20 protein-coding genes are annotated in these 13,863 nt (G+C 51.7%); 17 read left to right on the forward strand and 3 right to left on the reverse strand.

What is annotated here, in order from left to right:
- Positions 1 to 229: 229 nt before the first annotated feature.
- The 4 genes from GKR98_12820 (at position 230) to GKR98_12835 (ending at position 2,975) form a co-directional block, all read left to right on the forward strand.
- The gene (locus GKR98_12820; GenBank protein ID QMU60096.1) at positions 230 to 715 is read left to right on the forward strand and encodes a hypothetical protein; all 486 of its coding nucleotides are present in this window, start codon (positions 230 to 232) and stop codon (positions 713 to 715) included.
- Positions 712 to 996 carry a hypothetical protein gene (locus GKR98_12825; protein ID QMU58995.1) on the forward strand — a complete coding sequence of 95 codons (285 nt, stop codon included), beginning with the start codon at positions 712 to 714 and terminating at the stop codon, positions 994 to 996. The genes GKR98_12820 and GKR98_12825 overlap by 4 nt, the downstream gene beginning before the upstream one ends.
- On the forward strand, positions 986 to 1,369 hold the full coding sequence (locus GKR98_12830; GenBank protein ID QMU58996.1) for a helix-turn-helix domain-containing protein: 384 nt from the start codon (positions 986 to 988) through the stop codon (positions 1,367 to 1,369). Before GKR98_12825 ends, GKR98_12830 begins: the two co-directional genes overlap by 11 nt.
- 313 nt (positions 1,370 to 1,682) lie before the next feature.
- Positions 1,683 to 2,975, forward strand: a complete 1,293-nt coding sequence (locus GKR98_12835; GenBank protein ID QMU58997.1) for a DNA methylase N-4 — start codon at positions 1,683 to 1,685, stop codon at positions 2,973 to 2,975.
- Here the strand turns inward: GKR98_12835 and GKR98_12840 are convergent.
- The 3 genes from GKR98_12840 to GKR98_12850 are packed head-to-tail and all read right to left on the reverse strand — an operon-like array spanning position 2,952 to position 3,591.
- Positions 2,952 to 3,170 (reverse strand): hypothetical protein, encoded by a 219-nt coding sequence (locus GKR98_12840; protein ID QMU58998.1) that lies wholly within the window; start codon positions 3,168 to 3,170, stop codon positions 2,952 to 2,954. The genes GKR98_12835 and GKR98_12840 overlap by 24 nt on opposite strands.
- Complete coding sequence (locus GKR98_12845) at positions 3,167 to 3,394, reverse strand: DUF3489 domain-containing protein (protein ID QMU58999.1); 228 nt, start codon at positions 3,392 to 3,394, stop codon at positions 3,167 to 3,169. The genes GKR98_12840 and GKR98_12845 overlap by 4 nt, the downstream gene beginning before the upstream one ends.
- On the reverse strand, positions 3,394 to 3,591 hold the full coding sequence (locus GKR98_12850; protein ID QMU59000.1) for a hypothetical protein: 198 nt from the start codon (positions 3,589 to 3,591) through the stop codon (positions 3,394 to 3,396). The genes GKR98_12845 and GKR98_12850 overlap by 1 nt, the downstream gene beginning before the upstream one ends.
- A gap of 84 nt (positions 3,592 to 3,675) precedes the next feature.
- Here GKR98_12850 and GKR98_12855 point away from each other — a divergent pair, with 84 nt between their 5' ends.
- The 13 genes from GKR98_12855 to GKR98_12915 all read left to right on the forward strand — a co-directional run bounded on the left by GKR98_12855 (position 3,676) and on the right by GKR98_12915 (position 13,862).
- Complete coding sequence (locus GKR98_12855; GenBank protein QMU59001.1) at positions 3,676 to 4,221, forward strand: elements of external origin; 546 nt, start codon at positions 3,676 to 3,678, stop codon at positions 4,219 to 4,221.
- A gap of 118 nt (positions 4,222 to 4,339) precedes the next feature.
- On the forward strand, positions 4,340 to 6,235 hold the full coding sequence (locus GKR98_12860; protein ID QMU60097.1) for a phage terminase large subunit family protein: 1,896 nt from the start codon (positions 4,340 to 4,342) through the stop codon (positions 6,233 to 6,235).
- A 9-nt stretch (positions 6,236 to 6,244) separates the two neighbouring features.
- Complete coding sequence (locus GKR98_12865; protein QMU59002.1) at positions 6,245 to 6,472, forward strand: hypothetical protein; 228 nt, start codon at positions 6,245 to 6,247, stop codon at positions 6,470 to 6,472.
- A 2-nt stretch (positions 6,473 to 6,474) separates the two neighbouring features.
- Entirely contained in the window at positions 6,475 to 7,962 is a 1,488-nt protein-coding gene (locus GKR98_12870; GenBank protein QMU59003.1) for a phage portal protein, read from the forward strand.
- Positions 7,937 to 9,145 (forward strand): S49 family peptidase, encoded by a 1,209-nt coding sequence (locus tag GKR98_12875; GenBank protein QMU59004.1) that lies wholly within the window; start codon positions 7,937 to 7,939, stop codon positions 9,143 to 9,145. The genes GKR98_12870 and GKR98_12875 overlap by 26 nt, the downstream gene beginning before the upstream one ends.
- A gap of 18 nt (positions 9,146 to 9,163) precedes the next feature.
- Positions 9,164 to 9,562 (forward strand): head decoration protein, encoded by a 399-nt coding sequence (locus tag GKR98_12880; protein ID QMU59005.1) that lies wholly within the window; start codon positions 9,164 to 9,166, stop codon positions 9,560 to 9,562.
- Entirely contained in the window at positions 9,562 to 10,599 is a 1,038-nt protein-coding gene (locus GKR98_12885) for a major capsid protein (protein ID QMU59006.1), read from the forward strand. The genes GKR98_12880 and GKR98_12885 overlap by 1 nt, the downstream gene beginning before the upstream one ends.
- A 14-nt stretch (positions 10,600 to 10,613) precedes the next feature.
- Positions 10,614 to 10,955 carry a hypothetical protein gene (locus GKR98_12890; protein QMU59007.1) on the forward strand — a complete coding sequence of 114 codons (342 nt, stop codon included), beginning with the start codon at positions 10,614 to 10,616 and terminating at the stop codon, positions 10,953 to 10,955.
- Positions 10,952 to 11,254, forward strand: coding sequence for a hypothetical protein (locus GKR98_12895; GenBank protein QMU59008.1), 303 nt, complete (start codon positions 10,952 to 10,954; stop codon positions 11,252 to 11,254). The genes GKR98_12890 and GKR98_12895 overlap by 4 nt, the downstream gene beginning before the upstream one ends.
- Positions 11,251 to 11,901: a hypothetical protein gene (locus GKR98_12900; protein QMU59009.1), complete on the forward strand. Its 651-nt coding sequence runs from the start codon at positions 11,251 to 11,253 to the stop codon at positions 11,899 to 11,901. Before GKR98_12895 ends, GKR98_12900 begins: the two co-directional genes overlap by 4 nt.
- 2 nt (positions 11,902 to 11,903) lie before the next feature.
- The gene (locus tag GKR98_12905) at positions 11,904 to 12,338 is read left to right on the forward strand and encodes an acyl-CoA transferase (GenBank protein ID QMU59010.1); all 435 of its coding nucleotides are present in this window, start codon (positions 11,904 to 11,906) and stop codon (positions 12,336 to 12,338) included.
- Positions 12,339 to 12,360: 22 nt separating this feature from the next.
- A complete protein-coding gene (locus GKR98_12910; GenBank protein QMU59011.1) occupies positions 12,361 to 13,305 on the forward strand; it encodes a hypothetical protein in 945 nt (314 codons plus the stop codon).
- Positions 13,305 to 13,862, forward strand: a complete 558-nt coding sequence (locus GKR98_12915) for a hypothetical protein (GenBank protein QMU59012.1) — start codon at positions 13,305 to 13,307, stop codon at positions 13,860 to 13,862. Before GKR98_12910 ends, GKR98_12915 begins: the two co-directional genes overlap by 1 nt.
- Position 13,863: the final 1 nt, after the last annotated feature.

Raw genomic sequence — 13,863 nt, forward strand, 5'->3', positions numbered from 1 at the left:
TTCAGCGCAGTTTCGGGCCAGATTCCAGTTTTGGTCATCCAGTTTCGTTCCAAACTGCCCAAACTGGCGGGAAAGCCTTTTATTTCAAGGCTTAGCCAGTTTGGAAGTGTTTAGGAAAAAGACTCCCTCTCCCTACGGGAGAGAGTGCCCCTATGGGGGCAACTCTCCCCGGTCGAGGGTTTTGTGCGTGCTCATTTCATCTTTCCCAACAACCAAACAGGAGGTCTTCATGGAAAAAACCAATCAACCCATTTTGCTCAGTCTTGATCTGGGTACAGCCACCGGATGGGCGCTCTCCAACAAACATGGACGCATCATGAGCGGCACAGCCCATTTTCGTCCCCGTCGCTTTGAGGGTGGCGGCATGCGTTACTTGCGCTTTGAACGCTGGCTGAATGAAACCCGTGATGTGTCTGGTGCGATCAACGCGGTCTATTTCGAAGAAGTCCGCAGACACCTTGGTGTCGATGCAGCCCATGCTTATGGCGGCTTTCTGGCTTCACTCACCGCATGGTGTGAGGAGCACAGCATCCCTTACGAAGGCGTTCCGGTCGGAACGATCAAGAAGTTCATCACTGGTAAAGGCAATGCTGGCAAGCAGGCTGTTATTGCAGCCGTCAAAGCCCTCGGCCATCTGCCCGAAGATGACAACGAAGCCGATGCGCTGGCTCTGCTGCATTTTGCCCGTGAGCAAATGATCGGAGGCCAGTCATGAGACATGCCAACCGACTTTTAGAGGAAGCGTCACGAATACTGGCAGAGCGTGGTGAAAGCTACGGATCACCCCAGCCGCTATTCGAAAACGTGGCCAAACGCTGGTCACTGACGTTGGGCGTGGATGTGAGTGCTGAACAGGTCATCACTTGTTTGATTGATCTGAAGTTGGCGCGACTGAACAGCAGCCCCGGGCATCAGGACAGCATTCTCGACGTTGCCGGGTATGCCGCAATTTTAAACGAAATCACTAATAACAACGGAGGTGCTTATGGAGCATAACTGGACAGAAAAGGACGTGGCAGGTCAATTTGAAGAATCCATTTCAACTTTGAAAAAGCTACCGCCTGTGCGGGCGCAAGGCTATTTTAATGCGTGGCCCGAGATTGTCCGCACCCCAGAAGAGATTGCAGCAGGTGAACCCATGCCGCTTCGCTTACGTGCAACGCCTGATGCAATCTCACGCATGGAGCAAACTCTGCGCTGGATCACATGGGTTGATGTTGAAGAGCGTCGCTTGATTTGGCATCGCGCCGCACGCAGACGCTGGAAAACAATTTGCTGGGAGCTGGGATGTGATCGCAGCACAGCATGGCGCAAGTGGAATATTGCGCTGGCAAAAATTGCTGCTCGCTTGAACGCAGGACAGAAGTAAAGTGTTGCAACACTTTAGTATTCGACACTTGCAACATTTTTGGCTACTATAAGAACCATAATCGGCAGCAGTGTACGCACAGGCAGCCGTCAAGAATTCAAGCGAGCCGCCATCAATCTGATTGCGGCTTTTTTGTTTCCTCACACCGCTCATTTATCGATGCTCCTCTCACATACCAAGCCACGGGTCCTTCCTGCGGCTGGAATGTATGCGGGCGGGCTGGGCGCAGTATTTCGCTAGCGTCAGGGCGGCAAAAGAGGTTCGCAGTTCGCACCCGGGTTCGCACGCCACTAACACATAAAAAGGTTTAACAATGGATTTGAATGTTCAGCAAATAGCGCTGGAGCAGCTGGTTCCCTATGCCCGCAACGCCCGCACACACAGTGAATCACAAGTGGCGCAGATTGCAGGATCGATTGCTGAATTTGGCTTTGTGAACCCTGTTTTGATCGGCGGCGATAACATCATCATCGCAGGCCATGGTCGTGTGATGGCGGCCAAGAAATTGGGCCTGCAAACCGTTCCGACCATCAAGCTGGATCACCTGACAGAAAACCAGCGCCGCGCCTTGGTAATTGCCGATAACAAAATCGCCGAAAATGCCGGGTGGGATGAAGAATTATTGCGATTGGAATTACAAAACCTTGCGGATGAGGATTTCGATCTTGATTTGCTGGGCTTTGACGATGTGGAGTTGGATGATTTATTGACATCATTGGATGACGATGAAGCAGCCGCACTTGATGAAAATATTCCAGAAGTACAGGAAACTCCTGTCAGCCGTACAGGCGATATCTGGATTATGGGTGAGCACCGTTTGCTCTGCGGCGACTCCACAAGCGAAGCCGATATGAAAAAACTGATGGCTGGTGATCTGGCCGACATGGTTTTTACCGATCCCCCCTACAATGTGAATTACGGCGAAACGGCAAAGGACAAGCTGCGCTCCAAAGGTGGAGCCAAAGCCGGACGCAAGATTATGAATGATAATCTGGGCGATGACTTTGAGGCATTTTTAACCGCAGCCTGTAAAAACATGTTGGCTCATACCAAGGGCGCACTTTACATCTGCATGAGTTCCAGTGAGCTGGATACGCTGCAAAGCGCCTTCCGCAATGCGGGCGGTAAATGGTCGACCTTTATCATCTGGGCAAAGAATACATTTACGCTGGGCCGCTCCGACTACCAACGTCAATATGAGCCCATCCTTTATGGCTGGAAAGATGGCAATGATCGCTACTGGTGCGGTGCGCGTGATCAGGGCGATGTCTGGTTCTATAACAAACCGCATAAGAATGATCTGCACCCGACCATGAAGCCTGTTGATTTGGTGGTGCGCGGCATTAAAAATTCCAGCAAGACATTGGATATTGTCCTCGACCCCTTTGGTGGTTCTGGCTCAACATTGATTGCAGCCGAGCATACCGGGCGACAGGCGCGTTTGATTGAGCTTGATCCCAAATATGTGGATGTGATTGTGCGTCGCTGGCAGGAAATGACAGGAGTACAAGCAACGCTATCTGGTAGCGATCAGGAGTTTAAGGCTGTTGAAAAAGACCGCCTTGGCGGTAAGGCAGAAGCCTCACTGCCTGTGGAGGGCGAGTGATGCTTCGTGTAAGGCCTTGGCATCGCCGAGCAGCCGATCAAGATCAATGATGGAGCCGATGGCAGCATTGCGATTGCCTTCGTCCATGTAACCGCAACCCTCTTGCGCGAGGGTGGCGGCTTTTTCCAGCATGTCACGCATGGCGTTCATGTTGGCTTGGATGGCGTTATTGATAACGGGATTTTGGTTACTCATTCTTGGGTCTCCTTTTTCTCAGTTGGTTTGAGGTAATATCGGCGCTCAGCGTCTTGTTTTTCTGAGCTCAGCTCAAAGCCTTCGAGCTTTTTGATGACTCGGGACAGAACGCCGCGCACCGTATGTTTTTGCCAGCCTGTCAGTTTCATCATCTCATCGATGCTGGCCCCTTCCTTGGTGCTAAGCGTTTCGATGATCTGGGCTTGTTTGGTGGTCTTACTCATTACTTATCTCCTTTGGTGGTAGATTGTTGGCCCGCTTCATAAGCAGCCTCTAATGCAGACTTGATGCACCAGACCGCGCAGTCGTGAAAATCAAGGCTGTCGCTCTTGCGAGTCTCAAGGGTTTCAAGGTGCAGATCTTCTTTGGCGATCTGCGCCAATATTTGGTCTTTTTGGGTTTGTGTTATGTGGTTTGTCATGGTTGCTCCTTTGTTTGTGGACATGTTCATGAACGCTTGGAAACCAAGGCTTATCAAGTCAATTCAGAGGATTAATCGAAGAATATGGGCGTATCGATCAGAGAATATGCAAGGCAGCGCGGCGTCAGCGACACCGCTGTCAGAAAGGCACTAAAACAAGGCCGCATTACTGCTGAGCCTGATGGCACCATTGATGTAGATCGCGCTGATCGGGAATGGTCATCCAACACGGCCAAACCGCAAACAAAGCGGGCTGCAAAGACCAAACCAGTGCCAACAGCGGCTGTAGAAGCCGTCGAAGACACATTGAAGGAAAGTGGCGCTCCGGTCTCATCGGGCGGCACAACCTACATGCAGGCCAAAACGGCCAATGAGGTTTTAAAAGCACAAACCAATCGGGTACGCCTCAAACAATTAAAAGGTGAGCTTATCGACCGCAGTGAAGCCATTGTCCATGTGTTTCGCCTTGCGCGTCAGGAACGTGATGCGTGGCAAACATGGCCTGCAAGGATTTCTAGCCAGATGGCTGCAGAGCTTGAGACCGATGCACACCAATTACATGTGACGTTGGAGCGTTATGTCCGTGAACATTTGGAAGAACTTGGAGAGATTACAGCAAACTTCAAATGATAAGGAAGACGGCGCGATGCCTAAAAAGCACTCTATGCTTTTCGATACGGCATCGCTGTACGATGGAGCGCAAACACTTGAACAAGCATGGCTTGAAGGGTTAAAGCCTGATGCATTTATGACCATTTCTGAATGGTCGGACGAATATCGCTTCCTATCCCCTAAAGCTGCAGCAGAACCCGGGCGCTGGCGCACAGAACGTACGCCGTATTTACGCGAAATTATGGATCAACTCTCGCCTCATAAGCGGGCGCAGCGAGTGGTTTTCATGAAAGGTGCCCAGATCGGCGGGACCGAGGCTGGTAATAACTGGATGGGATATGTCATTCACATGGCTCCCGGCCCAATGATGGCTGTGGCACCAACAGTTGAAATGGCCAAACGAAATTCCAAACAGCGTATTGATCCGCTTTTGGAGGATTCCAAGGAATTAAAAGCGCGGGTGAAGCCCGCACGCTCACGAGATTCCGGCAACACCGTGTTGTCGAAAGAGTTTCCAGGCGGTGTGCTGGTCATGACAGGCGCGAATTCGGCAGTGGGCTTACGTTCTATGCCAGCGCGGTATCTGTTTATGGATGAAGTGGATGGCTATCCCGGCGATGTCGAGGGTGAAGGCGATCCAATCATACTAGCAGAACGCCGAAGCGCCACATTTCAGGGGCGACGTAAGGTTTTTCTTGTGAGCACACCAACATTGAAAGGATTATCGCGCATTGCCCGGGAATTTGACAATTCAGACCAACGTTATTTTCATGTGCCTTGCCCTCATTGCAGGCATGAGCAGCCATTAAGGTTTTCACAGCTCCGCTGGACCGAGGGTAACCCTTCGGATGTAACGTATGAATGTGAATCTTGCGAAGAACTGATCGCAGAGCATCACAAAACAGAAATGCTTGCCAAGGGTCAGTGGATGGCAACAGCCAAAGGTGATGGGCAGACGGTTGGTTATCATTTGTCTTCGCTTTACAGCCCGGTGGGCTGGTTCAGCTGGTCAGATGCAGCGGCGATGTTCGAGCAAGCCAAGGAACATCCAGAGTTGATGAAAAGTTTCGTCAACACAGTGCTGGGTGAGCCGTTTGAAGAAGAACATGAAGCACCTGACTGGGAGAGACTTTATGCGCGGCGGGAAACTTACGCGCAAGGTGTTGTGCCCAAGACAGGCTTATTTTTGACCGCTGGTGTGGATGTCCAAAAAGACCGCCTTGAATGTGAAGTGGTTGCATGGGGCCGCGATAAACAAAGCTGGTCTGTCGATTACATTGTGATGGATGGTGATACCGCCCGCCGTGATGTGTGGCAAAAACTTGATGATGTCTTGCGCCGTGACTGGCCGCATGAAACCGGACACACCATCCCTATCCGCGTCATGGCTGTGGATTCTGGTTATGCCACGCAGGATGTTTATGCATGGGCCAAAGGTCACCCCCAAGCTGTTTGGGGCGCTGGTGGTGCCAGAGCCAGCCAGCCGCGCACCGTCGTGGCCGTCAAAGGCCAAGATCGGGATACAGCGCTGATTTTAAGCGTATCGAAAGCTGATGTTGGCGGTCGTAGACGCGGGCTTCGGGTGTGGAATGTTTCCGGTCCGGTGGCCAAGGTTGAACTTTACCGCTGGCTGAAACTGGACTGGCCATCAGAGACCGAACTGAAGGATGGTATGCCATATCCGGCAGGTAGCTGTCATTTTCCGCAATATGCGGAAGAGTATTTCAAACAGCTGACGGCTGAGAAACGCATTATCCGGGTGCATCGCGGTTATCCCCGCGCTGTGTGGGAGAAAGACCCCACCCGTAATAATGAGGCGTTGGATTGCCGGGTGTATGCCCGCGCCGCTGCCAGCATTTATGGATTGGATCGTTTTTCAGAACGCCATTGGCTGCAGCTGGAGGAAGTCTTGGGAAAGCCTGTGCCGACGGCGCAGATTCACCCCCAACCAACAGAAACAAAGGAAGCAGCGGCTTTGAACGAGCGTTTGAAACAGCGGCCTGTTCAGATGGCTGATGATCCGTATTTGTAAGGAACCGCAATGACAGATTTGGCCATATTACAAAGCCGCCTTGGTGAGGCTGAAAACGCCTATCACCTGCTGATGACAGGTGGCAAAGAAGTCTCAGTCAATATCGGCGGGTATGGCGCTGTTACTTATCAAATAGCAGATGCGCCCAAGCTGGAAAAATACATTGCCCATTTGAAGCTGGAAATCAGACGCAAACAGGGAGGTTCCGGTCGTAAGGCAATTTATGTGGAGTTTTAAATATGACAAAAAGCAATGGTCAGCCAGATACAGCACATCGGGCAGCATCCCTGTCTGCCAGAGAGCTGGCATCATGGCTACCGCCTGCCGGATCTGCCGATAGTGACTTAATCCCTGAGCTTGGCACCTTGGTATCACGCTCACGCGACTTGGTGCGTAATCACGGCGTGGCTTCCGGTGCATTTCAAACCCTGACGGATAATGTTGTCGGCACTGGGCTGCGATTGGCAGCACAACCTGATTACAAGTCATTGGGAAAGGATAAAGCGTGGGCAGATGAATGGTCACGTCATGTGGAATCCTTATGGCGTAGCTGGGCCGAAACCACGGAATGTGATGCAGCAAAGTCTCTGACCTTTGCCGGAATGACATCTCAAGTATATCGCTCTTCTATGCTTAATGGTGAAGCTTTGGCTTTGCCACTTTGGTTGAAAGAGCGTCGATTCTCAACAGGCTTGCAACTGGTAGAGCCGGACCGCCTTAGTAATCCTGATGGCAAGCCAGATTCCAAATTGTTGCGCGGTGGTATTGAGATTGATAGCTATGGTGCCGCCAAAGCCTACTGGATCAGAAAAAATCATCCCGGTGATTATTTGTTATCGGCAGGATCAGAAAAAGATTGGCAACGCATTCCAGTGGAAACACCATTTGGTCGTCGCCGTGTGCTGCACATTGCTGATCTGGAACGCAGTGGACAAAGCCGAGGCAAACCGCTTCTGACCAGCATCATGCCGTTGTTCAAGATGCTTGATCATTATGAGCGTAGCGAACTGCAAGCAGCTGTAGTCAACGCCATGATCGCCGCATTTATTGAAACCCCGCTTGATAGTGAGGCTATCGGTGAAATGTTTGGCGGCAGCGTGGATGATTATGTGGCTGCCCGCAATGAATGGAAAATACGCTTGCAAGGCGGTGCCATTATTCCGGTTTTTCCGGGCGATAAGGTATCCCCCTTTACGCCAAGCCGCCCCAATAGCGGATACGGCCAGTTTGTGGAGAGTATTTTGCGGCATATCGGAACGGGATTAAACATTCCGTTTGAATTGCTGATGAAGGATTTTTCAAAAACCAACTATTCCAGTGCAAGAGCAGCACTCATGGAAGCATGGCGCTTTTTTATGGGGCGCAGGCAATGGCTTGCAACCTACTGGGCACGCCCGGTTTATGAATTGTGGCTGGAAGAAGCGATTAGCAAAGGCTTGATCGAGGCTCCCGGCTTTTATCAAAACCGCGCCGCATGGACACGCTCTAAATGGATTGGCCCCGGTCGCGGCTGGATTGATCCAGTCAAAGAAGCTGAGGCCTCACGCATCCGCATGGAAAACGGCCTCTCTACTTTGGAAGAAGAATGTGCCTCACAAGGCTTGGACTGGGAAGAAGTATTGGAACAGCGTGCGCGTGAACAAGCCAAGATGAAAGAGCTTGGTTTGAGCACCCCGGCTATGGCCGCAACATTAAAACAGGATGATAAAGATGAGAGTATGGAATAAAGCAGCTGATGAGCCTTGGGCAATTACATCATCAGCGCTGACAACAATTTTGGATATTGCCGCAAGGCAAAATGCACCGCCTGAAGCGGTCGCAGCCAAACTGGGGCGAGAGCTGCAAAACAGTTATCGCCTTGAGATGAGAGACGGAATAGCGGTCCTGCCAGTGGTTGGGCCGCTTTTTCGTTATGCCAACCTGTTTACGCAGGTGAGCGGCGCATCCTCTTATGAATTGTTGGCCAAGGATTTCACACAAGCGGCAGAGAACCCCGATGTGAAAGCCATTGTCTTGAACATCGATTCACCGGGCGGTGAAGTGAATGGCTGCGCCGAATTTGCTGACATGATCCATGAGGCACGCGGGGTTAAACCCATTATCGCTTACGCCTCTGGCGATGCAGCATCTGGTGCCTACTGGATTGCAGCCGCAGCCGATGAGATTGTGGTGTCAAAAACCAGCGCTCTTGGCTCCATTGGCGTGGTCGGCGTTTATCGCGGCAATAAGGGTGAGGATGCGGTGGAAGTCGTGTCTTCACAAAGCCCTTATAAACGGCTTGATCCGGATACGGATGATGGTCGCGCCCGATTGCAAAAGCGCATCGATGCGATGGCAGATGTGTTTGTGGAGGCGGTTGCCAAGTATCGCGGCGTGGCCTCCAGCCATGTGCAAAACCATTACGGCAGTGGCGATGTGTTCATTGGGGATGCTGCTGTAAAGCAAGGTCTGGCCGACCGTATCGGCTCGTTTGAAAAGCTCCTCAATGAAATCAGCGGCAATCCGGTCTCAGAGCCTTCCCCGCATTCTATCAATCCAAACCAACAGGAGAAAAGCATGGATGATATCCAAAGCCTGCGGGAGGCTTACCCCGATTTAACGGCCCGTCTTGAACACGATGCGGTCAAACAAGGTGTCGCCACCGAGCGCAGCCGTGTGCAAGGCATTCTGTCTCATGATGAAGCCAATGCACGCACATTGCTGGCACAGCATCTGGCCTTTGAAACCGATATGGGGGTCGAAGCTGCTGTATCTGTTTTATCCAAAGCGCCGCTTGAAACGCCCACCCGCGATGATGTGTCGGGATTTAGTGCCGCGATGGGAGCAACGCCCAATCCTGAAATCACCCCGTCACCCGAGGCCGAGGATGACAGCGAGGAAGCTGTCGCCAAGCGTCTGGCAACTTACTAACGATAAGGAGAAATCGATATGAACGCATATTCTAATCATGCCGGAGGCTTTACCGACCAAGGTGGCTATACCCCGGACAATCTGGTTGCGGGTGAATTTCCTGCTGTCCAACGCATTGAAACGATCACAGGTGGTGCCGCCTATCCACGCGGCGCTGTTTTGGGCCGCATCACGGCATCTGATCTTTATATCCTAAGCGATGCCAATGCGACGGATGGATCACAAAAGCCTGCCGCCATTCTGGCTGAGCCAATTGACACGACATCGGGTGATGCCGAAGCCGTTGTCTATCATTCAGGCGAATTTAACAGCAATGCACTGACCTACGGTGCTGGCCATGATGCAACGAGCGTCTGGAACAGTCTCCGCAGCGATGGGCCAAGCACCATCTTTCTACGCAAAAATCAGGAGGTATAATCATGGTTGATATTTTTTCTACATTTGTGCTGAACCGCACCGTTGAGCATCTGGAGCGACCAGCCTCCTTTTTGCTGGACACGTTTTTTGGCTCGATCCAGACGGAAGAGTCCGAAGAAATCCACTTTGATATTGATCAGTCCAAGCCGCGCCTTGCGCCCTTTGTCTCGCCATTGGTTGCGGGCCGTGTTGTGGCCAATGAAGGCTTTACGACCCAGAGCTTTAAACCTGCTTACGTGAAAGACAAGCGCCGCTTTGATGCCAATACACCGCTCAAACGCAGCATTGGTGAAAAGATCGGTGGCTCTCTTCCGGCAAGTCGGCGTTTGGAAGCAGCCGTCAGTCGCTCGCTGCGTAATCAACTTGAAAATCTCACACGCCGTGAGGAAGTGATGGCAGCAGAAGCCTTGATCAAAGGCACTGTTACCGTTGCAGGTGAAGATTACCCGACCAAGATCGTTGATTTTAAACGCGACCCGGCTTTGACACTGGCACTTACAGGTGCTGCCAAGTGGGATAGCGTGGACGCGCCTGCTTTGGATCATCTGGAAGACTGGGCCAGCTTGGTGCAGGAAAAGTCTGGTGCTGTGGCCCGTGTTGTGATCATGGACCCGAAAGCATGGCGACATTTCCGCAAGAACAAGCAGGTTATCGGGCAGCTTGAAATCCGTCGCGGCACCAATGCGACGATTTCCACCGATCCTATCGTGCGTGGTCAAGGCAATGAGAAAGCACGCTATGTCGGCTCCATCGGGGATTTTGATTTCCATGTCTATAACGATGTTTATGTTGCCGATGATGGCACGACGCAAAACTTGCTGCCTGATTACACGGTCTTGCTGGTCAGCCAAGGTCAGCTAGAAGGAACTCGCTGCTACGGCATGATCATGGATGAGAAAGCAGCCTTCAAGGCACTGCGTTATTTCTCCAAATCTTGGCTGGAAGAAGACCCTGCGGTTCGCTGGCTGTTGATGCAGTCTGCGCCTTTGGTGGTGCCGTATCGTCCTAACGCATCTTTTTGTGCAACAGTGGCTTAAGGGAGGTTAGAAACATGAATATTATTGCAAAAATCTCTCTTCAAACGCCCGATGGCACTGTGCAGCCGGGTGATACACTCAAGCTGGACGATACGGAAGCCAAAGCGCTGATTGCGCGTGGCTTTGCCGAACCCGCCGGAAAATTAACGGCGGTAAAAACGCCTGAAGCCAAAACCGATGAGGCTGATGCTGATATTTTGGCAATCATTGATGCCATTGCAGTTCTGGATGAAAGCGGCTTTGGCAAGGATCGCAAGCCTTTGGTCAAAGCGCTGGAAGATGTGCTGGATCGTGACATTAGCCAAGAGCAACGCGATCAGGCTTGGAAACGCTATGAACAGGATAATGCCTCATGATCCCAAGTTTCAAACAGGCGGTAGATCGGCTGTTTGACCGCTTGGGGCTTGATGCGCTCTACCGGGTGAATGGTGAAGACACACCTGTCAAAGTCATTCTAAAATCGCCGGATCAGATCATTGATTTTCGAGAGGCGCAAATCCACACCCCTACCAACATGATAGAGGTTCGGGTAACGGACATCGTCAAGCCGAAGGCCGGAGATGAAATCATCCTTGATGGCGCAAGCTACCGTGTTCAGGGCGAGCCTGTTCAAGACACACATCATCTGGTGTGGAAAATGGAGGTTCTGAAATGAGATTACGTGCTGCCATAAGTGGTGATCTGGATAAATACCTGATAGCTGAATTGCTGGAAGCCGAACAAGCTGTAACCGGAGCCATCCGCACAGCCACAACGGGCCTTAAAAACAGCATGCGTGCTCAGGTGACAGCCGCAGGACTTGGTCCGCGTTTGGCAAAATCATGGCGCGGCGATGTTTATCCCAAGCAGGGTAAAAGCCTGAAAGCCGCTGGCATGGTTTACACCAAAGCAGCCAAGATCATGGAGGGTTTTGAAGAAGGCCAAGTGATCAAAGGCAAAGACGGTTTTTGGTTGGCTATTCCAACCCCGAATGCGCCAAAGAAGGTTCTCGGCAAGCGTGTTACGCCCGGTAATCTTGAAAAGGCGCGTGGGATCAGGCTGCGGTTTGTTTATCGTAAAAACGGCCCATCGCTACTTGTTGCCGAAAACATGCGAGCCTCCTACAGCCGCAAAACGGGTGATCTGCGTGGTTTTAGAAAGGCCAGTCAATCGGCGCTGAAATCCGGTCGTGGACTCACATCGGTTGTGATGTTCTGGATGGTGCCGCAGGTCAAAATGCCAAAGCTCATCCGTTTTGAGCCGGAAACCGCAAAATGGCACAGGCGTATACCTGAGCTGATCGTCAAATATTGGAAAGATTAGAAATGACATCAAAACGCGAACAGGCCCTGCAGGGCCTTTTTTTATGCCTGCAAACAGGATTGCCCGACATCAGCGTGCTTCGCAATGAAGTGCTGACCACGGCCATTCCTGAAACTGGGCTTGTGGTGCTGCGCGATGGTGATCCCGGAGAGCCGGATATTCTGCTCTCACCGCCGCGTTACATTTACAAGCACCGCGCCGATATTGAGGTGTTCGTACAAAACGCCGATGCCGCACAGCGTGAAGCTGGTCTTGATCAGCTGATCACACAAATTGGCGCTGCTCTGGAAACTGCAGGCACGCTTGATGGTGTCATAGACATTTTAAACCCCGGAAGCCCTGAATTATTGACGGAACCGATTGAAGGTGCCGCTGCAATCAAGGCTGCCACACTGCCTGTCACGTTGGAATATGTGACAGCAAACCCACTCATTTAACCAAACAAATAGGAGAAAACATATGGCTCGCGCTTATGGTTGGAATGCCCGGCTTTTGCTTGGCTTTGAAACAGCATACGGACAGCCGCCAGTAAGCGGCGATTATAACGTGGTTCCGTTCATCTCAAGCTCATTGGATTCTGAGCAAGGCTTGATTGAATCCAGCGTTCTGGGTTTGGGGCGTGATCCCACGGCTCCATTTCAGGACGTGATCAATGTGGACGGCGATATTGTTGTGCCTGTTGACCTTCGCAATATCGGTTATTGGCTGAAAGCGCTCTTTGGAGCACCAGCGACCAATGGCTCTGGCCCTTACGGCCATGACTTTGTTTCGGGCGAAGTCAATTTGCCGAGCTTGAGCTTGGAAGTTGGTTTGCCTGATGTGCCGGACTATCCGCTTTTTACAGGTATCCGCGCCAATAGCTGTGCTTTTAACTTTCAACGATCAGGCGAAGCGCAAGTGACTATCGGCTTGATTGGTCAGGGGGAAACGCCCGCTAGTAGCACACGCGATGCCAGCCCATTGGAAGCGGTTTATAGCCGCTTCTCTCAATTCCAAGGCTCAATCAAACGTGCAGGTTCAAACCTTGCCGATGTCACAGCAGCCTCGCTGACCTACAGCAATAACTTGGAGAAGATTGAAACCATCCGAGATGACGGCAAGGTCGAGGGTATTGATCCGGGCATGAGTTCACTTTCTGGGTCTATTTCTGTGCGCTATGGCGATAACACGCTGATGGATTTAGCCAGATCCGGGACGCCGATTGATATTGAACTGGCCTACACCATTGACGCAGATCGCAAACTGCAGATCACCGCGCATGAGGTGTATCTGCCCAAACCAAAACGCAGCATTAACGGCCCCGGCGGGATTGAAGCCTCCTATGACTTCCAAGGCGCAAAAGACGCCAGCCTCGGCAAAATGCTGACCATAACGCTAACCAATGATGTGGAGGATTATCTCTAATGCTTAAATTATCCCTGCCCAAGGAACCCTACTGGATTGATGTTGGACTGGATGTCCGTCTGAAAGTCCGTCCCTGCACAAGTGCTGTGTTTTATCAGGCGCGTGCCTTTATGAACCAAAAGCTGCAGAAACTCGGTGATGCCTACCGCGCTGAAAAAGATGTTGGCGTGGAGCATTCAGAGTTACCTGATCTTGAAGACAGCAATGTGCGTGAAGCCTTGGCTGAACAATATCTCACCGTTGGTCTGGCACGCGCCGGGATTATCGAGTGGGAAGGTATTTTCGAAGCCGATGCGGATCAGCCCGCTCCGGTGACAGATGAAAAGATTGATGAGCTTTTCGGAGCCTATTGGGTTATCGCTGAGACCTTTCGTCAACAATACACAGGCATGCGGGAGCTGTTGGAAGCGGAAAAAAACACACGCGGGCTCGTATCCGGTGGCACTTCGGAGACGGGCCAAGATATTGCGGCAACTGCGCCGAACAAGGCCGAGCCTGCGCCCAAGGACAAAAAAGCGAAACAGGCAAGCAATGCCCCTATCACGAGCACAGCTTAAA

This window comes from Boseongicola sp. (assembly GCA_014075275.1).
GTDB lineage: Bacteria > Pseudomonadota > Alphaproteobacteria > Rhodobacterales > Rhodobacteraceae.